The 21,162-nt window shown below is 59.0% G+C and carries 16 protein-coding genes and 1 pseudogene; 6 read left to right on the top strand and 11 right to left on the bottom strand.

The genetic code is table 11. The annotated features are described in order from the left end of the window. Positions 1 to 30 precede the first annotated feature (30 nt). From DPM33_RS18995 to DPM33_RS18985, 3 genes are read right to left on the bottom strand one after another with little or no spacing between them, the layout of a single operon-like run. The gene (locus DPM33_RS18995; protein WP_112098977.1) at positions 31 to 4,458 is read right to left on the bottom strand and encodes a DEAD/DEAH box helicase family protein; all 4,428 of its coding nucleotides are present in this window, start codon (positions 4,456 to 4,458) and stop codon (positions 31 to 33) included. Next, entirely contained in the window at positions 4,455 to 7,139 is a 2,685-nt protein-coding gene (locus DPM33_RS18990; RefSeq protein ID WP_112098976.1) for a hypothetical protein, read from the bottom strand. Before DPM33_RS18990 ends, DPM33_RS18995 begins: the two co-directional genes overlap by 4 nt. Before the next feature lie 9 nt (positions 7,140 to 7,148). Then, the gene (locus tag DPM33_RS18985) at positions 7,149 to 8,792 is read right to left on the bottom strand and encodes an Eco57I restriction-modification methylase domain-containing protein (RefSeq protein ID WP_112098975.1); all 1,644 of its coding nucleotides are present in this window, start codon (positions 8,790 to 8,792) and stop codon (positions 7,149 to 7,151) included. 588 nt (positions 8,793 to 9,380) lie between these two features. Between DPM33_RS18985 and DPM33_RS37780 the strand changes: the two are divergent. After that, positions 9,381 to 9,613, top strand: a pseudogene (locus DPM33_RS37780) (ArdC-like ssDNA-binding domain-containing protein); the annotation flags it as partial. Positions 9,614 to 9,762: 149 nt separating this feature from the next. Here DPM33_RS37780 and DPM33_RS18975 read toward each other — a convergent pair. Then, positions 9,763 to 10,011: a conjugal transfer protein TraD gene (locus DPM33_RS18975; RefSeq protein ID WP_112098974.1), complete on the bottom strand. Its 249-nt coding sequence runs from the start codon at positions 10,009 to 10,011 to the stop codon at positions 9,763 to 9,765. A 1-nt stretch (position 10,012) separates the two neighbouring features. Further along, positions 10,013 to 10,339 (bottom strand): conjugal transfer protein TraD, encoded by a 327-nt coding sequence (locus tag DPM33_RS18970; RefSeq protein WP_112099219.1) that lies wholly within the window; start codon positions 10,337 to 10,339, stop codon positions 10,013 to 10,015. A 173-nt stretch (positions 10,340 to 10,512) separates the two neighbouring features. Between DPM33_RS18970 and traA the strand changes: the two genes are divergently transcribed. From traA to DPM33_RS18950, 3 genes are all read left to right on the top strand, one after another. Then, the gene (traA, locus tag DPM33_RS18965) at positions 10,513 to 13,542 is read left to right on the top strand and encodes a Ti-type conjugative transfer relaxase TraA (protein WP_112098973.1); all 3,030 of its coding nucleotides are present in this window, start codon (positions 10,513 to 10,515) and stop codon (positions 13,540 to 13,542) included. A gap of 128 nt (positions 13,543 to 13,670) precedes the next feature. Then, the gene (locus DPM33_RS18960) at positions 13,671 to 13,874 is read left to right on the top strand and encodes a helix-turn-helix transcriptional regulator (protein ID WP_112098972.1); all 204 of its coding nucleotides are present in this window, start codon (positions 13,671 to 13,673) and stop codon (positions 13,872 to 13,874) included. 356 nt (positions 13,875 to 14,230) lie between these two features. After that, on the top strand, positions 14,231 to 14,821 hold the full coding sequence (locus DPM33_RS18950; protein ID WP_112098971.1) for a hypothetical protein: 591 nt from the start codon (positions 14,231 to 14,233) through the stop codon (positions 14,819 to 14,821). A gap of 203 nt (positions 14,822 to 15,024) precedes the next feature. On the opposite strand, the gene DPM33_RS18945 is transcribed toward DPM33_RS18950, so the two are convergent. Then, positions 15,025 to 16,035 carry a DUF3800 domain-containing protein gene (locus DPM33_RS18945; RefSeq protein ID WP_112098970.1) on the bottom strand — a complete coding sequence of 337 codons (1,011 nt, stop codon included), beginning with the start codon at positions 16,033 to 16,035 and terminating at the stop codon, positions 15,025 to 15,027. A gap of 327 nt (positions 16,036 to 16,362) precedes the next feature. After that, the gene (locus DPM33_RS18940; RefSeq protein WP_112098969.1) at positions 16,363 to 16,854 is read right to left on the bottom strand and encodes a hypothetical protein; all 492 of its coding nucleotides are present in this window, start codon (positions 16,852 to 16,854) and stop codon (positions 16,363 to 16,365) included. Positions 16,855 to 16,910: 56 nt separating this feature from the next. Here DPM33_RS18940 and DPM33_RS18935 point away from each other — a divergent pair, with 56 nt between their 5' ends. Both DPM33_RS18935 and DPM33_RS18930 read left to right on the top strand, forming a co-directional pair. Continuing rightward, positions 16,911 to 17,369, top strand: coding sequence for a hypothetical protein (locus DPM33_RS18935; RefSeq protein WP_112098968.1), 459 nt, complete (start codon positions 16,911 to 16,913; stop codon positions 17,367 to 17,369). Beyond that, positions 17,360 to 17,776, top strand: a complete 417-nt coding sequence (locus DPM33_RS18930; protein WP_245442272.1) for a phage exclusion protein Lit family protein — start codon at positions 17,360 to 17,362, stop codon at positions 17,774 to 17,776. The genes DPM33_RS18935 and DPM33_RS18930 overlap by 10 nt, the downstream gene beginning before the upstream one ends. 91 nt (positions 17,777 to 17,867) lie before the next feature. On the opposite strand, the gene DPM33_RS37010 is transcribed toward DPM33_RS18930, so the two are convergent. From DPM33_RS37010 to map, 4 genes are all read right to left on the bottom strand, one after another. Beyond that, positions 17,868 to 18,068, bottom strand: coding sequence for an AbiEi antitoxin N-terminal domain-containing protein (locus DPM33_RS37010; RefSeq protein WP_245442241.1), 201 nt, complete (start codon positions 18,066 to 18,068; stop codon positions 17,868 to 17,870). A gap of 110 nt (positions 18,069 to 18,178) precedes the next feature. Next, positions 18,179 to 19,432: a tyrosine-type recombinase/integrase gene (locus DPM33_RS18920; protein WP_112098965.1), complete on the bottom strand. Its 1,254-nt coding sequence runs from the start codon at positions 19,430 to 19,432 to the stop codon at positions 18,179 to 18,181. 147 nt (positions 19,433 to 19,579) lie between these two features. Then, positions 19,580 to 20,239 carry a JAB domain-containing protein gene (locus DPM33_RS18915; protein ID WP_112098964.1) on the bottom strand — a complete coding sequence of 220 codons (660 nt, stop codon included), beginning with the start codon at positions 20,237 to 20,239 and terminating at the stop codon, positions 19,580 to 19,582. 28 nt (positions 20,240 to 20,267) lie between these two features. Beyond that, a complete protein-coding gene (gene map, locus DPM33_RS18910; RefSeq protein WP_112098963.1) occupies positions 20,268 to 21,095 on the bottom strand; it encodes a type I methionyl aminopeptidase in 828 nt (275 codons plus the stop codon). Positions 21,096 to 21,162 lie beyond the last annotated feature (67 nt).

The following is a 21,162-nucleotide window of genomic DNA, read 5'->3' as shown; positions in this document are numbered from 1 at the left end:
TCGACTGACTGGGTTGCCTTGCCATAACGCCTACTCCCCGGTCTCTCCGGCCGTCCAACTGTTGTTTCCCCGCATGAGCGCGGACATGACACGGCCAAGGTTGCTTAGACCGATGCGATCGGAGCCTGTTCCAATACCACCTTCAATCAGGCCAGCCTCGCTGACATCTCGGAGACTCGTCATGGGCTTGGATAACGGCGCGCCAAGTTGTCTGAAGAACATGTCGAGTGTCTCAGTCTTCCAGTTGGACTTTTCCATCGCCGTGGTGGCTTGATCGAACAGATCGTGGATGCGCTGCTTGTAAAAGTCCTTATTGACGGGAGAGGTCGCGTGGTAGAGGCCAATGCCATCGACAACGAAGTCGCGGAGCTCGTTCAGCAGATTGATATGATCCGTCCGCGATCGCGTGCCGATTTCTCCCACATTGTCAGGCTCAGCCAGCGCTGCCTTGCCCGCCGCCGAGCCCGCACCGTTCATGTTTCGGATGTAGTCCACTCCGCACAGCTTGAGCTGTAAGAATGATGCAAGCGTTCGCGTGATTGCGTTCTCGGCCCAACGTTCGACCGGCGCGGCGTCGATCATGCGCTCGAGAAAGCGGTGGAAGATATCGTGTATCTCGACAATGTAACGGTCGCGACGTTGCTGCGGCGTTGGTATCAGAATGCTCGTGCCAACATGCGCGCGTCCCACACGCGACGAGGCCTGGATATACTCAGCGATATCCGGCGGCTGCCCCGCAAAAAACATCATGTTGAATTCGTCGACATCGACGCCATGCGAGATCGCCGATGTTGCAATCACGCCGCGGAGTGAGTTCTGCAACGCGTCGAAACTGAAGGGCGTTCCGACGGCTGGCTTATACGCCGCTTCCGTCACGATTGAGCCGATCAGACCCGCATCGATTGCGCCAGTAATCAAAGATGTTCGGACACCCGGGATATCATCAATGCCGGCGAGCCGGTGGTCCCGCCGAATAACGTCCTGGAGCGCTGCCTTAACGTTGTCGCCACCTTTCTTGTTCGTGACGTAAAGCAGCGCGATGCGGTTGAGGTCCACGACATATGCGATGTGAGCGTGCTCAATGCTGGTGTCGAGCAGGCAGTCGCGATGACCCTGCCAAAAAATGTCTGAAGGAAGTGCATCGGCTAGCGCGCGACGCACGGCCCAGCGCGCGGGTTCGTCACCTTCGATGAACGATTTCAGAAGCTGGGTGATCGTCAAATGGAATGCCGACAGAACCGCAACGGTTGCGGCCGTGTGTGTCCGCCCGTTCGTCATTAGCGAGACGTAGCGCCGTCTTGTCGGCGTTCGATGCTCTACATTACTGCTAGCATCGCGTGCGGCATCGCCACTTTGTGGCCGCTGCAACCTTGCGTAAAAGCTCTCGTATAGGTCTGGGCCTGGCTGGGGGAACAGACGAACTTGCCGTTGATAAATTTGATCGATCTGGCGCGCCGGCTCTGAGACCGTGGCTGAGGCGGCGATGATCCTCGGTGGGCGGGCCTTGCCGTGTTCGGTGACCAACTGGTCGCCGAGTAGCGGCGCCAACATTTGAAGTGCGTGATGGAAGGTTGTCTCAAAGAGCCCCGAGAAAGTGCCCAGGGACTCATCCAACAGGTGGGCCTCGTCCTGGACTTCCAGAAGCGGGTAGGGGTCGAAGAGGAGCTTCTTGCCGTTCGCATAGAATGGAAAGAGCGCCTCACAGCCGTGGAACTCGGGTCCTTTTCGGAACTGTTCGCGGGTGTAGGGAGAAACGAACCGGCCTGATTCAACATGATGCCATGCCGGATACCCAAACATGCCAAGAACCCGAACAAGCGTACGGGCGCTCTGTCCGATCAATGCGAGCTTATCGACTGTCCCCAGCAGTATGGCAGGCGAATACGCGTAAATGTCCGAATCCATAATGTGGATTGGCAGGGGGGACGGCTTGCCGTCGTTCGGATTTCGGCGGTTCCACTCGCAGTCCTTGTTGAAGCAACAATGTGCTAGCCGCTCCTCTTGCGGCGGGCCTTCGCGAAAGCGCCGAAGACCAATGGTCGAGACACGCTTGCCCTCCAGACCGACGAGACTGCCGCTGCAGAATGGGCAGGTCGCCAGCCGACGCCATTTCTTCAGATAGACGGCATAGTCCCCGTGACGTAATGCTACCTCGTCCCAGTCGTTGCTTAGGGACGGTATTTCAGACACGCCACGGTCATTTCGATTATTAGGCGTGTTGCCGCCACCGACCCAGAAGCCGATCTCAAAGCCACTGCCCTTGAGATCTAAGCCTTTCTTCGTCCAGGCCCATTTGACCTGATAGGCAGCCGCCAACACCTGGGCGAGGCGCTGCGCCTGTTGGCTTGTGAGTAGACGCAAAGGATATCGAACAAGTGCGCTTATGCCGCGCTTTTTTCCCCGCAATCTGTCAAAGGCGAGGCAAAATACCAGCAAGCCGAAAAAGCTCTCTGATTTTCCGCCACCCGTCGAGAAATAGAGAAGGGTCGCCTCGCGGTCGTCGGCGGATGTTTGCGCAGGCGCAGGCTTCCATGCATCGAGGCGCGAGACCACGGCAGGAAGCTGGGACAGAAGGAACGCTACCTGGAATAGACGCCACCCCGTGACGCTCGTGTTTTTTCTTCCCCAGAATTCGCCGAAGGTCTGGTTTGTGAACCGCCACGCAGTTAGCGGCAACACCTCTGGATCATCATAGGCTTTGCCGCTCGATTGCGCCTGAAAAGCCCGCTCAAGTATGGCAAGTCCACGCGCGATGCCTTCCCGTTCTGCTTGCCATCCGCGTAAATCGACTTCCTCAAACTGCTGCTTCTCGCGGGCGTAGTCTTCGGCATCTGCAATGGGATCGAGGGACTGCGCGTAAGGTCGCGCTGCCACGACGGATGCGAGCCAGTCGTCAAAGGCTTTCAGAAGGCTTCTCAGAATATCAAGTCCACCGTCGTCTAGCCCGAGAGCGGCAAAATCAGGTGCGGGCGTGATGTCGAACTGCCGAATAAGCGGTTGGCAATAAACCGGCAGCGATGTCGTCTCGAGGATACGCGCATCGATGAGCCCCCGCCGACGGACCCCACAATTGATCCCAAGCGCATCGTACGAGAGAAACTGATTGTAGCGGTATGACGGCGCAATCCGCTCCAGACGGATGGGACGGTGCAAGTCAGGATCGAACTCGGTCGATATCTCTACTTGGTACAACGTCGCGTCGGACTCGCGCGCCGCAGCCTGCTTTGCGTCAATAAGATCGGATTCGTTTGCCAGAATGATCCGAACTGTCCGCTCATCCGGATCAAGGGGATCTTCTAAATTCTCGTACTCCAGTACAGGTAGAATGCTCGGCCTTGCAATTCGACGATTGGTCCGCAGGGTCGCCAGCGTTTGATCCCAATTAACAACCTCCGCAGGGTCGATAGTCCGACTATGCATGCCTCTACCGGCAGGAAATCCCCAAAGCATCCCGCCTGTCTCGGGGTTGTCGTCTGCCTCCCACGCATCAATCGCGCTCTCCACGCGGCGCTGCATTTGGGTGTTGAATTCCGCAATCGACCGATCGATGGCTTCGCGGCTCAATGAGAGGTCGATACGCAGCGAGCCGAGATCGAGAGGAATGCGCAGCCATTTTTGCGGAATATGCTCACGCTCAATTAGCGCAGCCGGAGGTGCATCGGTTGCTCCCGGCCCGACTTTGAACTCGAATGCTTTCAGCGTATCGCTGTCCGCCGTAGCCGGGCCTCGCGCTTGGTCATTGATCGTGTCGATTGCAGGTTCAGGCGCTGTATCGCCAGATTCTACTTCAGCCGTCTCCGGATCGTCGTTGACAGCAGGATCGTCTGAGCCAGGTGCTTCGTCCTCTTCCGAGAGGATAGAAACGAGGGCATCTTCGCGTGCCGGTGAATGGAGGACCGCTGGCGCAATCCCAAGTTCGAGCAGCGCGGCATTTTCCGCCTCCTCCGTGACGCGATTTTTGATCTCCAACCATGCAGGGTTTTTGCGACCCTCATCGCCTAGTATTGCCTTGTTCTCTTCTTCTGCCCGGCGGAGCGCCTCGCGCCGATGCCTGAGAATGATCGACCGGGCATTTTTGGCTAACCTGAAAACCACGTTTGACGCGGTCAGATCTGGCGTCGACGGCAGCATGCGAAGATAAATGCACGCGCGTAAGCCAATTGTTATCGCCTTGTCTTTCCGATCCCCGATTTGAAACGTCAGCCCGGCTGTCCCGATGTGAGCAGGAGACGTGACATCATCTTTTTCCTCGTAGGTTGTAGCAGTCTCTGACGGACGCCTGCGTGGCAACAAATGCTGGGTGTGAATAACTTTCGACGGCTTTTCGCGATAGATTATGCGGCCAGTAGGGCCTGAGCCTCGCAACCGGTCATAGACAGTATGCAGGATTGCGGAGGCAACCGCCTCTTTTGTGGCGTGGGATATGTCATTGTTATTTGGGTAGAGGAGCTGCGTCATCGGGCTGCCGCCTCGCGAAGAATGCCGTTGGCATTGGTGGCGGAGGCTGGCTCCAGGTGTTTCTCCAGTACAGGATAGACACTGGCCATAGCCTCACGACGCACAGCCCGTAGTTTCTCGAAGGACGTGTTAGGGCCTCTCATCAGGCTATCAGTGTCGAGAAGGAGCCTGTCGAAGAGCCCACGATTGGTTTGTCCATCGCGGCGAAGATCGCTGCGTACGATCCGGACGGCATCAGCGAGCGGCCGCGCCAAAATTCCGGCGCCCATAAGACGTAAAAATGCTTCGATATGAACCGGGTTGATCGCAGCGTGCGGCGTATCGACCTCGGACCGTTCAGCTGCTTCGAGCCAGTATTCTACCGCTGCTTTGCTGATGGGAGGCAGGGCAGGGTTTTGGGCAAAGAGCATCCCATGAATCCGTTGTCCAAGCATTTTCGATCCATATTGCTTGGACAAGTCTTCAATGCCCTTTTTCACGGTTGCTTTGTATTGATCGACCAGTGCTTGTTCGAGCGTCCGGCCTTTCTCATTCTTTTCGCGCAAAGCCGCTTCGATCTCTTCCCGGATAATGTCCGACATGACGAATACGGCGTCGCCAGTATCAATCGCGCGAGCCTCGCGCGGAGCCAATTGATGCGTGACTGGGTCAAGAACGTAAAACTGCGATCCTGGTCCCGCTGCGATCTTGCCGTAGCCGTCAAGGAGCAGGTAGCCTTGGCCGACGAAGGGCAGGGCCGCACGAGAGCGATCCGCGTCCAAACCAAGGGCGGCCGATAGCCGGCCCATATCCTTGGGTACCCAAGGCAAAGCTTTCAGGAGCAGCTCCGTCCGCTCGCCGTAAGCTCCGTACTCGGGACCCTCAGGGACTGCACTCAGCGTACGTTTCAGGGTCAGCGCATCCTGCCCGGCAACGACAAGGCGGAATTCGGCGGGACAGTAGCTATCCCCAACATAGGCGCGGGCGCCCAGGATGGCCGAAGCGGCCCAGATCACGGCAGTGGGCAACCTCCGTTCAAGTTCAGCAGGATAGTTGCCGGGCGTTGTCACGCGTAGTTCAGGAACGCCCGCCGCAAACGATCCTGGCTCGGTGAGAAAATCTAACAGAAGGTCACTGGCCAGTTGTGCGTCCTCGGGGTGGCGCAGCACGACAAGCACGTCATTGTTCTTATTGATTTCTGTCAAAACGCGCTTGAGATAGCGCATGAGCGGTGTGTCGACGCGAAGTGTTGCCGCGAGAGCCAGTGCCTCGGCTAGATCCGACTGGATCGCGTCGCGCTGGGAGCCGGCATGCCCTTCACCGATCAGCGCCATGGCTTTGTTGTGGTGAGGCTCAAAGGAATGACGCTCGCGCTTAATGCGATGATAAGCGTCGCGCGTATCTGTGTAGGGAGCCAGAATGGCATCCGCTCCGGAAGCGGTCAGTCCCATGCCCTTGAGCGCCGCAGCGCCCTGGTCAAGTACGGAGACCAGCGGATTGCCTGTCCCCAGCTCTCGTGCATGATTCCACAACCGCGTCGCAACGATGCATTCGTTGGAAGCGATTGTCTCGACAATCGGCTGCGTTGCGGCCGCTAGGGGTTGTGGTTCTTCAAAGCCCCGCCCGCGCGTTGGCCAAATCAGGCGATGGTTTTCGCTTCTGACATCCAGGCTGCCAGAGTCCGGACGTCCCTTGAGCGAGTGACGTATGAATGAAAATCGCAGCGGACAATCGGTGACGATCAACACATGGCTGGGAGGTGAATGTAGTTCCTGTTCGAGTTCAGTGACTAGCGTTCGGATCAAGGAACTCGCATCACGGCTGCGAAGGGCATGGGTCGACATGTCGATGATCGCCAAATCGATACGGCCTGGTATCTGCTGCAATGCACGTCGTCTATCGACGTCGGGAAAATGAGACGGCAGCATGAATGCAAACGCTGGACCGCGCTCTGCTGAAGCCAGGATGTCCAAATGCTTCCGGATCGAACTGAGCCGGTCTGCCGGATAAAGCCGCTTGAAGCCTTTCAAGGTTTTTTCGTCGAAATCTCTCCAGTAAACTCCATCATTCAGTGCAACCGAGTGGGGGACAATCGAAACCAGCGGAACGGAAGCAATGCCGCTTTCCCGCGTGTCCCCAAGTAGCAGATAAAAATGGGCATCGGGGCCGATCACGCCCAGAACGTTGTCCGCATTTGCCCCGCTTCGAAGAAGACCACGCGCATGCAGTTTCGAGGTCTCGGCCTCGATGCCGGCTACCGCCTGAAGGGCCGGGCGCCCCATATTCAAAAAAAGCGTCCGCACTGCCGGGGCAGCCTTCCCTCGGCCAACTTCGCGCAACATCCATGGCAGTATCGCTCGCGGAGGAATATGGGGCCAGAAAAGTGCGGTATGAAGTTTTTGATCACTCGCGACGACAGTATCGAGAAGTTCTGAATATTCGACCAAACTCCGAGAAGGGTTGGACTTAATGACGCTGAGGTCAATGTCTTCCAGGCGATCGATCTTATCTCCAATATTCACAGCTTCGAGCTGAACAGCGACCGAACGAGGCCCCGCTTGCGCGTTTTGAGATTGGCGCTCTTTCATTTGAACGAGAAGCTGCCTAGCGCGCTCTTGCTTTGATACGGCAGCCTCGGCAATTCGTTCATTCCACGGCGGTTGGCGCTCACCAATTCTATCGTTCCAAGGTGTCTGACGCATGGGCAGTCTCTATCTCCCTGTCGGCTTCGAGGAGATGGCAGCCCAGTCTCGGGCAACGTAGCCCGCTAGCAGCCCAGCCTCACACTGGTATAGCTCGGCCACCAGGTCCAAAGTGCGCGCCCAGTTCTTAGCCCGATGAGTCTGACTGAATCTTTTCTTCCAGCTTGACTCAATTTCTTCCCAGCGTGGGATGTGCACCGCCGAGAGTTGGCTCTTTTGAAAACGGTGGAAACCGGTAGCGGCTCCGGTAGACAGCGCCTTCACAAATAACCCGAGTACTCCGGCTGAAAGAAAAACGAGAAGGTCTTCTAGGGGCCAGCTCATGCTCTTGATCTGGTAAACGCCGCTCCCCGCACAATAGCCGACCGTATCGATACCGATTACAGGCGCGGCGGAGACGTCAACGACCAGCAGTTTGGGCGACGAATACCAGTCGGGATGAAGGCAATCGATCGACCGCCACCACGTTTTTGATGTACTAGCCTTGGCCCGCGACTGTAGCGGCTTCTTATGTTTCCGGAGATAGGCGGCCATTTGAGGGTAATCGGTAAGCTTGACCACCTTTCCGTTGGCATCGAACACATTGACGATGCTTGTGCCACTCCACTGAACTGTTCCATCTTGGATGGATCGCGCGTTTACAAAGGGCAACGTCCGGCTGCGCTCGACGGGCAACTTCTCAGTCGGGCCGAGAAAGACTTCGTTGCATCCTGTGGCAGACCCTACGCGAATGACGCATCCTGCGTCTTCAATTCTTGGAAATGTTCGGCGTGCGAACTCCAGCGTTTTCTCAGCGGCGGCATCGCGACTGAGAAGAAGCGGCGACGAAGAAGGTGCGAACGTCCGAACGGCCGAGCTACCTGATCGAATGATCGTATCGGCCCCGGCCATCGACAATATCTTTGTCGAGCCGGATGTGCCGTGCTCGAAGACGAAAAAGTGGGGATAGGCGTCAGCGGGAGTCTCGAAGCTATCGACGTCACTGAAGTCAACAATCGCCTTTAGATGTCCCAGGGAGGTGAAAGCTTCCCTAATGGAACTGCCATAGACATTTCTCGTCCAGGTGCCGGGGCACAGAAAGGCAAGCTGGCCGCCTGGCCTGAGCAATTCGAGCGAGCGCTCGATGAACGCGATATATAGGTCTGCCCGCTGCTTGAACGAGGAAAACCGCTCTCGATATGAGGCACGCAGCGGTGCAGGGATCGCATCCCAGCGGATATATGGAGGATTGCCGACGATGTGGGTGAAGCGGGTACGGGGGCCGGCTTCTAAGAAGTCCTCGTTCTTTATCCAGGCACGGGCGATATCGCGCGCCATCGGTTCCGCAACGCCAAGCTCATTCAGTTCTTCGGTGCACCGGTCGCGCAATCTAGCCGCAACATCGGGGTCGATCTCGTACGCGCGTATAACGGGGCGAAGCTGGTCGTAGGATTTCCCTTGTTTGCAGCAGGCTTCGACCAGACCGCGCAGCAGGGGAAGAATGAAAGCGCCTTGACCGGCCGCCGGCTCGAGCAGTCGCAGCGCGAGAAGATTTTCAGGAAAGCTCACATGGCGTAGGCAAAGCGTCGCCACTTTGTCCCGAGTGAAAAATTGGCAGAGACCCGCCTGCCACGGCCGGTCGGCCTCGACATTGCTGTCGACTCTTCCCTCCATTTTATTTGCCCCTGACCCTATACCGGCTGTACCGCTTTCGTGCGTATTACTCGCCAATAGGGCCTGTCGATGCAATCGAAATCCTCGCGGTTATATGCGTCATTCACGAAAAGATAGAGATGCAGCTTATTCCGGAACGACAAAGTTTTGCTACACGGGCTCAGCAACCGGAATTCAAATAGTACCTGTAGCGTTTGCTTGAGATCGACTGCGGAAAACAGCGTTTTGGCTCAACTCGCTAAAGGATGCTAAAAGCAAGGGCGTAGCGACATTACATAAGATGCGCCACGGGTTAGGTCATCCTGCTACGCAGGAGCGGGCTCTAGGCGTAAGCGACAGAAGCCGCAGCGCGTCTCCGCTCTTCGGTTAACGATCCTTTGCCCAAGACGGGGCGACATGGCTCCGCCCTCATACCCGCAGCAACAACAAAATTGCGATCTCCCAATTCTCGCTTCCTCGGCTGCGCCTCACGCGCTGCGAACCTGGCGGTCCCCCTAACGATTTTCTTGATGCTCCCCCTAACCCGGTCTCGCCGACGGCAGGGGTTCAGACGCAGCTGAATCCCAAAACAAAAGAGACCTCGAACAGGGCACACGCCCGTGGCATGAACCATGGACCGCGCGCCATGCGGGAGGTCGTATCACTCGGCCGCTACGCTCTGGTGGCCTTCCTTGCCGGGGCATCAATGTGCTGATGTTGCAGGCGGCCGCAGTCGAGAAGGGATACGAACCCCGTTCTGGTTCACCTTTGAACAGGCGCTCGATCTCGGCGCGTATGTCCGCAAAGGCGAGACGGGCAAGGTTGAAGCCTTGGCTGGGTGATGCTTAGGGGACGGCTTGCACCGCTTTGCACGACAGGCACTGCTCTGACCGGCTGCGCTGCGCTAGGCCGCACAAAGCAGCATGGTGCCCTCGGCGGACGGCGGCCTTCGCCCCTGCTCTTGCACCCTACGTTCCTTTCGCCACCATCGCTACGGTCGCTGGCCCTCTCGCTTGTCATGCCGTTCCGCATTGAACGCCTGCGTTCCCTTCGCCACCCACAAGTCCCGTGCATGCTCGCCTTCATGACTCTGTAGCTTGGCGGCGATCCAGAGCAGCGCGCCATAGATGATGGCGCGATCGTCATTGGTCAGCTCGACAATGCCTGCCTTAACGACGAGACCGCCAAGTTCGATTAGATGTCGGGTGCGCTTGCGGCGCTCGACCTGCCAGGCGCGCATGTCATTGCGAGCCAGTGCCGCTTGCCGGCGATTGCGGGCCGCCTTGTTGCGCTGGAGCGCCCCGAGAGTTGCGCTGAGATGCCGGAGCAGTTCGCCGGGAACCGCTCTCGAAAAACATCGCTCCACGCTTGGCCCATGCCTCGCGCTTCGCGGTGTCTTTCGTTTCAGCGAGTGCGACCAGCGCACCGGCCAGTTCGTCGGTGCTGAGTTGATCGGCGCCGGTGGCAATCACCAGGTCGCCCAGCTGCTGCACCTTTCGCGTTTTGAGCTCTCGCGCCTTGTCTTCCAGTGCCTTGAGTTCCGCGTCGAAGTCTCGTGGTTTGCGCATGTGCTGTCTCCATCGATTGTCGATGCGCAGATGATAGGGGAGCGCCTTCCGGAAGGCTTCAGGGTTGCCGAGACAGCCCGGGACGGGCTGGTCCATCCCGAGAATTTTTCGAGGGAGGGCGCGCTTATACGTCGTGCCGACGTGCGCTTTGACGTGCAAATGATCCAGTCGCGATGGCGATCTATCATCTTCACGTCAAGGTCATTGGCCGCAAGACAGGCTCGAGCGCTGTGGCGTCGGCCGCCTATCGCTCGGCCTCGCGACTGCGCGACGAGCGCATTGATCGAAGCCATGACTTCTCGGCCAAGCGTGGGGTCGTCCATTCCGAGGTCTTGCTGCCGCAGAAAGCGCCGGAAGCCTGGAGCGATCGCGAACGGCTGTGGAACGATGTCGAGGCGCTCGAGGTCAGGAAGGATGCGCAGCTGGCCCGCGAGGTGGAGTTCGCTCTTCCACGCGAACTGAGCCAAGCGCAAGGCATCGAACTGGCGCGGGACTTCGTGCAGGCTGAGTTTGTCAGCCGGGGCATGGTCGCCGACCTCAACGTGCATTGGGACCGGGCAGAGGATGGCAGTCCCAAGCCGCATGCCCATGTCATGCTCACCATGCGGTCCGTGGACAAGAATGGCTTTGGCCCGAAAGTGCGCGGCTGGAACCAGACGGAGCTGGTCGAGCGCTGGCGCGAGCGATGGGCGGAGCTTGCCAATGAGCGCCTTGCCGAACTCGACATCGACGCCCGCATCGATCATCGCAGCCTGGAAGCGCAAGGCATTGCCCTGGAGCCGCAAACCCAGATTGGTGCTCCGGCCCAGCGCATTGAGGGCAGCGGCCTCGACGCTGCCGGCATTGAAGCCGATCGCGCCGAACTGCATCGGCACATCTCACGCAACAATGGGGCGCGGATTATCGCCGATCCATCCGTGGCGCTGGATGCCATCACCCACCAGCAATCAACCTTCACCCGAAAGGACATCGCGAAGTTCGCGCATCGGCACAGCGACGGAATCGAGCAGTTCAACGATGTCATGAGAGCCATCAGCAACGCGCCCAATCTGGTCGAACTCGGCAAGGACGGACGCGATGAAGATCGCTTTACGACGCGGCAGATGATCGAGACCGAACAGCGCCTGCATCGCGCGGCCGAACGCATGGCCTGGGAGAGACAGCATGCGGTGAGCGATCGGGATCGCGGGGCGGCTCTGGCGGACGCCAATGGTCATGGCCTTGTTCTGTCAGGCGAGCAGGCCGATGCTCTGGATCACATCACGGATGGCCGTGGTCTTGGCATCGTGGTTGGTTTTGCGGGAACGGGGAAGAGCGCCATGCTGGGCGTCGCGCGCCAGGCCTGGGCAGCGGCCGGCTACGAGGTTCGAGGTGCCGCACTCTCCGGCATTGCCGCCGAGAATCTCGAAAGCGGTTCAGGCATCTCGTCACGCACCATCGCCAGCTTGGAACATAGCTGGGGACAGGGCCGCGATCTGCTCACTGCCCGTGATGTCCTGGTGATCGACGAAGCAGGCATGGTCGGCACGCGCCAGTTGGAGCGCGTGCTCTCCCATGCGGCGGACGCCGGCGCAAAGGTCGTCTTGGTCGGGGATCCACAACAGTTGCAGGCGATCGAAGCCGGCGCCGCGTTCCGTTCCATCCACGAGAGGCATGGCGGCGTGGAGATCGGCCAGGTGCGCCGGCAGGGCGAGGACTGGCAGCGAGACGCAACGCGCGATCTGGCGACCGGCAGGATCGGCGCCGCGCTCAACGCCTACGACGCGCAAGGCATGGTGCATCAGGCTGCAACGCGCAATGAGGCGCGAGGTGAACTCGTCGAGCGCTGGGATCGCGGCAGGCAGGCAGAGCCTGAACCAAGCCGGATCATTCTCACCCACACAAACGATGAGGTGCGCGCGCTCAACAAGGCAGCGCGCGAGCGCATGCGCGCTGCTGGAGATCTCGGCGACGAAGTTCAGGTGGATGTGGAACGCGGTGCAAGGAACTTCGCAAGCGGCGACCGGGTGATGTTCCTGCGCAACGAGCGGTCGCTCGGCGTTAAGAACGGCACGCTCGGCGTGATCGACCAGGTCAGCACACAAAGCATGACAGTGCGCACCGACGACGGCAGGTCGGTGTGCTTTGACCTGAAAGACTATGCCCACATCGACCACGGCTATGCCGCGACCATCCACAAGGCCCAGGGCATGACAGTCGACCACACACACGTGCTGGCGACGCCGGGCATGGATGCGCATGGCAGCTACGTTGCCCTGTCGCGGCATCGCGGCGGGATGGAGCTGCATTACGGTAGCGATGATTTTGTCACTCGAGACCGGCTCATACGCACGCTCTCACGCGACCGCTCCAAGGACATGGCGTCCGACTACGATCAGATCGACCCGGCGCAGACCTATGCCGAACGGCGCGGCATCACGTTCCGCGAGCGTGTGGTCGAGATCGTGCGCCGGATCGTTCCGGAGAAGCTCCGCGACAGGATCGGCGGGCTGCTCGACGGGTTGCGCTCGCCCGCAGACGCCGAGCCCGGTCTAGACCGTGGGTACCAGCCGGGAAGGGAAGACGGTCGAGCACAAAACGGCGATGCCGCGCCTGGAAGAGAAGCGTCCGCCAGGCGTGCGCAGCGCGAAACGGATTTGCCGGTGGGCGCGGAGGCGGCGCTGCGCAGCACTCGCACGAAGGCGCTTGTGCGCCACGCGCGTGCTCTCGACGCTATTATCGGCAGCCGAAACGCGGATGGGCAGGGAACGCCTGAACAGATGCGCGAATTGAGAGACGCGCGCAACGCTTTCGAGAAGGTTCGGCCGCATGGCTGGCGCGATGCCGAAGCGGCCTACGTCAAGAACCCCGAGCTGGTGCGCGAAGCCGGAGCCGGTCGCGTCAACCGCATCGTGCGCGCGCTCCAGCTTGAAACAGAAATCCGCACCGATCCGAGCCGCCGGGCCGACCGTTTCGTGGAAGACTGGCAAAAGCTAAAAAGGACAAGCCAGCGCCAATACGAGGCCGGCGATATGTCCGGCTACAGGTCAACACGCTCGGCCATGTCCGACATGGCCAAGAGCCTTGAACGTGATCCGCAACTGGAATCGCTACTCGCCAATCATAAGAAGGCGCTTGGCATCCACGTCGAATCCGGCCGGCGCCTGGGCGCGGAACTCGCGTTCAGCCAGGGCATTGGCATCGGGCGTGGGATGGGCATCTAACCCGCCGATTTGCCGCCGGTCCCACGCCCCAGGTCTATGAGATGCCAAATCTGATTGCGCGCGAGCCTTGGCTTGTCCTGTCTGGTTCCAGCAGGTGCCAAATGCTCTCACCGAAAGGCAACGCAGCCATGCCTGAACCGGATCGTATCATTCGCCTTAGGACAGTCCTGGCGCGGACCGGTCTGTCCCGCTCAACCCTTTATCGCAAGATTGCCGAAGGCACGTTCCCGACACAGATCAAGATCAGCGTGAACGGTGCTGGATGGCGGGAATCAGAAGTGAATCAGTGGATTGAAAATCCCGTCGCATGGCGAAAAGAGCGTCAGTTCTGATTGCGAGACAGACGAACGCCAGGGCCTGCGCCATTCTCTGCAATGAACTCAATGCCAGCGCTTTCGAACGTGCTTCTTATCTGATCCACAGTCGATTGTTTCAAGGCCTCGCCTCTTTCGAAGCGAACAATCGTCTGGGTGGATATTTTGGCTTCTTTTGAGAGGTCTAAAACACCCCATCCTAATGCAGCCCGAGCCATGCGGCACTGCACCGGATTCATAAAATCACCATATTATGGTGATTTTGGTTGCTTAGATAATGCACTGTGTGTAGTCTCGGTTTCACTTGGCGGCCGGATAGGTGATGCAACACCGATCCGGCCTGGCCACGCCAAAGCTGTTGAGGAGCTCGGATCATGGCTGATTCCGACAATAGCACGACTTTGCCTTCCGTCACGCACGGGCGAGGGCAACGGCGGACGGCACACGGGGTAGATCGTTTCGACGATGCGGACCCGGCTCTCGTGCTGCTCCAAGGCTGGTTGCGAGCGCAGCATGTGTCGCATGTCCTGTGCCGACTTCAACAACGTCTAGAGAGGCGTGTTCTCGACGCTGCGGCCCCGGACGCGAAGGATAAGAAGGTCGGCTACTCAATCGCCTGCCAAGCGGAAGTCGAGGCCACGACTGCTGCCTTGAAGCTTCAAGACAAAATCCCCCAAGTACAGGCGCGGTCGCTTCTTGGCGTTATCGCCAAGCTCGAAATCATCGCTGGCGCAGATCGTGACATCGACGATCCAACAGACTTTCCCTGGCCGCATATCGCTTCGGTCCTTGTCGACTTGAAGGAAATCGCCGGGCGCCCGCCGTCCGAACGACCTGAGCGATCCGTCGTTCACGCGGACTGCAGGCGATATCAAGCGATGGCGGCCGGCCTGATCGGTCTGGAAAAGCAGGCCGCGATCTTCCATTTGGGGCGTGGCTCCGCGTTATGCACTAACGCGAAGTAGAGAAAGAAATTCAGCCTTAAAGTAGGGGATTTGGCGCTGAGCGATTTCGCTGGGCATGGCATGTCCAGCCGGCGTCTTTCTGATTAGAAGTGCATCTCGTGCAAGAGACGTCTTTCTCAACCCAGGTGCGGATGCGGCCAAACTCTCCCGGACATTGTCGTGCGCCCTTTGGATAAACATTGCCGTTCTCCATCGCATGGGCGCTAGGGCCGCTTTCCCTCCTTGATAAGATCGAAGTCGCCTCGCACCCAGCTGATTTCAGCCATCCGGTACATGGCCGCGAGATTCTCGTAAGGATCGCCATGCCGTTCGGCTCGTTTGGCGAGGTCGTAGGCAATGAGGGCGTTGACCGCGGTGGAGCGGTTCGCCAGATCAATGACATCCATGTCGGGCATAATGGAATGGGGATGCCCGTGACGGCTGATGTTTTCGGCAATCGCCTCGCAGCCTGGAAGGCTGTCGTTTGAGAACAGTGCGACTGTCGTCCCTGCGATTACATCCGCGAGTTGAATTGAAGGGTGATTGCGGGAGTCGACGAATGCGACCGGTTCAAGCAGCTTCCAGCCGAGCGGCTCAGGGTTGCGCTTCATGCGAGCCCGCCTGATAACGGGATCATCCTCATCACCGGTAAACTCGCCTGCAATTGCCTTGAGTGGCTTGCTTGCATCGCAGCGCACGGACAAAAGCTTACCGGTGCGGCCCCAGTGGTTTAGGTGGCTCCACAGCGATGACGCTGATAGATCAAGGGTCCACCGTCCTGCGTCAGGCAGGGCGGTATTGAGCTTCGCGTTATCCGCGATGATGATGTCGCGATAGCCGTAGGCAAAACGCAGAATGGATTCGAATGGATGCTCGGTACCGTCTTCGGTCAAAGGCGGGCGCGGATTGTCGAAGAGAAAGGGCGCGTCAGCCGGATCGAGAGAACGCATGTACTTTTGGAACTGCTCAATGGCCCTCTTTGCATCGCTGGTCGGGTCCGTCATCCAGAGCCAAGTATACATGGCAACGAAACGGTGGAAGTTCTTTTCGTAGAGAAGGCGTGAGTTGTCCTGATAGACCGGCTCGTAGATATACTCGAAGAACCATCCGCACAGCGCGAGCAGCTTGTCGTGTATGGTGACGGCGTAGCGGCCATCGACTGCATTGAGGAGCTCGCCGATAAGCCTGCGGCCACGTGCCGACCCCAGCAGCTTCGAAGCCTTGAGTTCCGGCATCTGTACCGGGTGATCGGCGCGGGCCTTGGAAATGATTTCGAAAGCTTCGTGTCGCTGATGGCGACAGAACTGAAAGCAAACATCCGCTGATCCTTGTGAAGAAGGTCAGGGCCGGTATGTCCGGCTTCATCGCACGCTATTTCCAGGATGTCCAAAAGGGCCATTCCTGAAAATAGACGGTCCCAGGCGAGGTTTAAATCAAATTCAGTTCTTGAACGGGGCAGCTAAGCGCCGTGGTCGTCCGCGGAAGAAGCTTGCGGAAAAACAGGACCAGAAGCAGATCCGGCAAAGGGCTTTCGGTACAGGCCCTAACCGGCAGACGAGGAGCTATATCAAGAGTTCCGCCGTTTTGAGGTCGGCGGTAATGTCTTTGACGCCGCCCATTTCCCATACCGAATCCCGCAGGATGAACTTCCAAGCCTTTACGCTGTCGACGTAGGCGGCAAGCGGCGCAACGACCTCGTAAGGGATGATGGCTCCGCGTATGACGCGGAATTTCCCATCAAGCAGCACGGCGGCCAGCCGGTCGAATGGCCGGTCCGGCAACCGCCTCATAAAACCCAATTGCCGCGAACCCTTCGGTGTTGCCAGTCTTCGGCATTTGATCTGGTAGCGTATCCCGTCTGAATCTGTGGCATCCGCATCCGCCGACGAGTTTCCGTTCAGGGTCCAGCCGAACGTTCTTGCAAACAGCAGCTCACCGTAATCGCCGGTCGGATTGTTGGCGCTTCGAACAATCTCGCGGCGGCGCAGCTCGGCAAGCACATCGCCGTGGAGTTCTAAGAGCCCGGGAACGAGCATATTCGTGAGGTCGATCATCCCTTTATGCTACCTGGATTCGGGACCGCTCACTATCATGCCTGCAAGAGGTAACAATGACCCAAGACGACATTCGCGATGACGATGATGTTCAGCAGGCGGCCCGCAATGTTCTGATGGGCTGTGCGCCGGAGCGCAAAACCGCTCTCGACGACATGTGGCAGGAACTCAACCCGAAATTCCAGCTTGCGCCAGACCTTCACCAAGGCGAACGCATCATTATGGACGCGGGTGCTTACCGTTACGTCCGTTTCAATCACCGGGTCATGCGAGCATTCTGGATTGCGGGGTATGCAGCTTGGGAAGGCTATCGTGCGGTTGCCGATGCTCCTTCTTTCGATGCGGTCGATCTAGGGCGGTTCAGGGATCTCCTAGAGGCCTTTGAGAGCGTCATTTCAAGCGACAATCCGGAACTGGAGCCGTTGCGCCCGGTGTCGCGGAGCCGGGGCAATATCCTGACAAGGAGGGCGACCCGCAGGCCCGAGCAGCAAGTGAGCTTGCCACTATCGCCGTAGCCTGGGCAGTGCTGCACGAGCTACGCCATATCCGTCATCAGCACGAAGGAACCGGGGCCGACCCTCACGCCAACGACGCCAAGGCCAATCATGAAGAGGAGTTTTCCTGCGACGCGTTCGCGACGCGTTTCCTGTTGGAGGGAATCGATGCCTACGGTGTGCTCACCGGTGAGGCGGTCGAGCAGGTCCGTCGCAAACGTCAGCTAGGAATTCATTTCGGCCTGTTCGCCGTTGCGCTTCTCGCCAAGGATAAATGGGCGGCATCAAACAGCCACCCTTCAGTTCAAAGCCGGATCGACGCCGTTCGTGCGCTCATGGTTCCGTCATCCGATATGGCAACTGCAATGGCGCATGCCGCGTTCGCAGCGTTGAGAACGATTTGGCCCGGCGCTCCCAGGTCTCCCTAGGCCCTGCATGAAACTTATATGGCGATTGCGATGAAGCCCGCTAGTTTCGCTCACTCGAAACAGGCGCGAAAGCGGACAGTTAGAACACACCTTACCTGAGGGCCTCATGGTCGATGCCATATAGGTGTATCTTCGAGAGGCCGGACGCTGACACGTAGTGACTGAATCCCTGAAGATCGAGGGCGGTGCGCCTGCCCACAACCAGATTGCTTCCGAGCAGATTTTGCAGAGATACGATGACCTTTTCCCAGGTCAATTCGCCAGGCAGCGAGCTACGGTGCCGCGTGGCCACCGCTATGATTCGAGGCCGATCTGCAATTAGCTTCGGAGGTCTGTCTCTAGGTGAAGCTCTAAACGTCTGCCAGCGATCACAGATGTGATGCCGGAGAGGAATAGCAATCGTCACGCAGCTTCCTTGAATGTGGCTTTACGCTTCTTTTTCGCCAGGATATCGCGGACAAACTTGTCCCACCGCGCCATGGCGGCACGCTTTTCCGGCATGTAATTCCAGCGATCGTAGCTCTTGGAACTGACGTCCTGCAGAGTGTGGTTCTGTAGTCGGTCTCGGATCTCTTTTGAGAGCCCAGCCTTGCCGGCAAGCGTCTTCCAGGTTCGCCGGAGATCGCGGTTTGTCACGATGGGGATGACCTCGCGATCGCGTTGGCGCCACATGAACGAATAGAGCGTGCCATGGCTGACCGGCTTGGACGGGTCGGTCGCGGATGGAAAAAACCAGCCAAATTCATTCGGCTTGATCGACCCGATAAGTTCCGCCGCCATCTTGGGCACTGGGATGGCGTGAGGTTTTCCATTCTTAGTCTTGGACCAATCGATGATGCGCTCGGCCGCATCCCATTGATCGACGTGTAGCCGAGCGATCTCCTCGACGCGCTGGCCGGTCAGCATAAGAATTCTTACGGCACGCGTGTAAGGAGGGTGGACCGGCGCATCAGGAGACTCGAGCCAACGATAGAGACGGATGAATTCCTCCTCGTCCAACCAGCGCGTTCCAACTTTTTTCGGTTCGGTTGGAATGCCCGCAGCTGGATTGTAGACGAGACGAAAGCGACGGACCGAGGTTGTTCGGTAGTCATGCTCGGATTTCAGCCCCCAACTGTATGCCGATCGAATATAGCTGCGAACATGATCGGCCATAGACCGTTTGCCTCGCTGATAGATCGGGCGAATGAGGTCCCTGATCTCGTCAGGCTCGATGTCGCGGGCAGGGCGGTTGCGACCGAGCGAATCGGCGATCTTGTTCAAGCCCTTTTCGGCCTCCTTCCAAGACGGTTTTCCATCGGCCTTAAGCGACGCTACGTAAGCCTCGAACAGATCGGCGACCGTGCCGGGTCGCGTGTCGCCGGCTATCTTGATGCTGCGTCCCTTCTGGATCATGTCGGCGAAGTCGCGTCTGAAAATCTCGCGAGCCTGGCTGAGGCTCATTGACGGATACGACCCGAGCTTTTTCTTGAGACGCTTTTGGTCTCGCCACTGCTGGGCCATCCAGTCCGCCGTTATGCGGGTCGGCATTGGCTTTATCACTAGAACGAGGCGGCCTGTTCCATGACCCTCGCCATCGACAAGGTTCTGCTGCTTACTGGTCTCCTCGACCTGCTTCAAAGCGTGGCGAATCTCTCCATCGGTAAGGCTTGGCACTGGGGTCTCCCGTAGGCTTTCGAGTGGGATCGGCTGACGGGTAGTAGGGGTCTGTGGTTGGGTTCAAAACGGGCTTCGATCCCCCTAGAACCGACCCCAGTATGCCACAATGTCCGACTCTACGACAAGTCGAAAAAGCGATATGTATCAATGTGCTAAAGCGTGATCGTGCGTGATTGAAAAGGGCCGGGTGGGATGATTGTGGACCAGGATGACGGCGCTGGCCGAGAGCTCGAGCGCGCGCTTCACCACCTCGCGCGGATAGACCGGCGTGTGGTCGACGGTGCCGGTCTGCTGCACTTCATCGGCGATCAGCCCGTTCTTCTTATCGAGGAACAGGATGCGGAACTGTTCGCGGGCCTCGAAGGCCATGGCCGAGCGGCAATAGTCGAGCAGTTGCGTCCAGTTGGACAGCACTTCGCGGCCGCGCACCTCGCCGCGCGCCATGCGCTGGGCCGTGGCGGCGATGACCTTGAGGTCGGTCGCGACAGTCGGCCCGATGCCTTTGATTTCTTCAAGCAGGGATGGCGGCGCGCCCAGCACTTCGGCCAGCGAACCGAAGCGGGCAATCAGCGCCTTGGCGATCGGCTTGGTGTCGACGCGCGGGATCAGCCGGAACAGCAACAGCTCGAGCAGTTCGTAGTCGGGCAGGGCGTCCGGGCCGCCGGCGACAAAACGTTCGCGCAGCCGGTCGCGATGGCCGTGATAATGCGGCTTTTCTTCCGCCTCGGTCTTCTTGCGCGTTGTCTTAGGCGGTTCGCTCCAGCCTTCGGAAAAGAACGCCCGCTCGTCCTCGACTTTGCCCATGCCATCCCCCAAAGGCTTCGGTCGAAACCTAGGCCGGCAGGCCAGGGCGGTCGAGCTTTTTCGGCGACAGCGTGAAGATCTCGCAGCCGGCGTCGGTGACGCCGATCGTGTGCTCGTATTGCGCCGATAGCGAGCGGTCACGCGTGACCGCCGTCCAGCCGTCCGACAGCACCTTCACATGCGGGCGGCCGAGATTGATCATCGGCTCGACGGTGAAAATCATGCCGGGCCGCATCTCGACGCCTTCATTGGCGGTGCCGTAGTGCAGGATGTTCGGCGCGTCGTGGAAAAGCTGGCCGACGCCATGGCCGCAGAAATCGCGCACCACCGAGCAGCGCTCGGCCTCGGCATAGGTCTGGATCGCGGCGCCGATGGCGCCGGTGCGCGCGCCTGGCCTGATCGCGGCGATGCCGCGCATCAGGCACTCATAGGTGACTTCGAGCAGGCGCTCGGCGGCGCGCTTGATGGTGCCCACCGGATACATGCGCGAAGAATCGCCGTGCCAGCCGTCGAGGATATAGGTGACGTCGATGTTGACGATGTCGCCTTCCTTCAGCGGCTTGTTGTCGGGGATGCCATGGCAGACGACATGGTTGATCGAGGTGCAGGACGACTTGGTGTAGCCGCGATAGTTGAGCGTCGCCGGCAGCGCGCCATTGTCCATGCCGAATTCGAAGACGAAGCGGTCGATCGCTTCGGTCGTCACGCCGGGTTTCACCATCGGCACGAGTTCGTCGAGGCAGCGCGCGGTGAGGTCGCAGGCCTTGCGCATGCCCGCGAAGCCTTCCTGGCCATAAAGGCGGATCTGGCCGGTATTGCGAAGCGGGGCCGTCGAAGCGTCGAGATAGGTAACCATTTTTGTCCGTTTGCCGGCGTTGGCTCCAGGAGAGCCGAGAGCGAAAAATCTGCTCCAGATTTGGCAC

This window comes from Mesorhizobium hawassense (genome assembly GCF_003289945.1).
Classification (GTDB): domain Bacteria; phylum Pseudomonadota; class Alphaproteobacteria; order Rhizobiales; family Rhizobiaceae; genus Mesorhizobium; species Mesorhizobium hawassense.
The sequence above is the reverse complement of the archived record's forward strand: the minus strand, read 5'-3'. Positions and strand labels throughout refer to the sequence as shown.

What these genes read in the sequence shown, in the direction of transcription:
- DPM33_RS18970 (WP_112099219.1), bottom strand. Translation starts at nt 10,339, where the DNA reads ATGCGCAAACCACGAGACTTCGACGCGGAACTCAAGGCACTGGAAGAC.
- DPM33_RS18950 (WP_112098971.1), top strand. Translation starts at nt 14,231, where the DNA reads ATGGCTGATTCCGACAATAGCACGACTTTGCCTTCCGTCACGCACGGG.
- DPM33_RS18945 (WP_112098970.1), bottom strand. Translation starts at nt 16,035, where the DNA reads ATGCCGGAACTCAAGGCTTCGAAGCTGCTGGGGTCGGCACGTGGCCGC.
- DPM33_RS18990 (WP_112098976.1), bottom strand. Translation starts at nt 7,139, where the DNA reads ATGCGTCAGACACCTTGGAACGATAGAATTGGTGAGCGCCAACCGCCG.
- DPM33_RS18975 (WP_112098974.1), bottom strand. Translation starts at nt 10,011, where the DNA reads ATGCGCGCCTGGCAGGTCGAGCGCCGCAAGCGCACCCGACATCTAATC.
- DPM33_RS18935 (WP_112098968.1), top strand. Translation starts at nt 16,911, where the DNA reads ATGACCCAAGACGACATTCGCGATGACGATGATGTTCAGCAGGCGGCC.
- DPM33_RS18995 (WP_112098977.1), bottom strand. Translation starts at nt 4,458, where the DNA reads ATGACGCAGCTCCTCTACCCAAATAACAATGACATATCCCACGCCACA.
- traA (WP_112098973.1), top strand. Translation starts at nt 10,513, where the DNA reads ATGGCGATCTATCATCTTCACGTCAAGGTCATTGGCCGCAAGACAGGC.
- DPM33_RS18915 (WP_112098964.1), bottom strand. Translation starts at nt 20,239, where the DNA reads ATGGGCAAAGTCGAGGACGAGCGGGCGTTCTTTTCCGAAGGCTGGAGC.
- map (WP_112098963.1), bottom strand. Translation starts at nt 21,095, where the DNA reads ATGGTTACCTATCTCGACGCTTCGACGGCCCCGCTTCGCAATACCGGC.
- DPM33_RS18940 (WP_112098969.1), bottom strand. Translation starts at nt 16,854, where the DNA reads ATGATCGACCTCACGAATATGCTCGTTCCCGGGCTCTTAGAACTCCAC.
- DPM33_RS18985 (WP_112098975.1), bottom strand. Translation starts at nt 8,792, where the DNA reads ATGGAGGGAAGAGTCGACAGCAATGTCGAGGCCGACCGGCCGTGGCAG.
- DPM33_RS18960 (WP_112098972.1), top strand. Translation starts at nt 13,671, where the DNA reads ATGCCTGAACCGGATCGTATCATTCGCCTTAGGACAGTCCTGGCGCGG.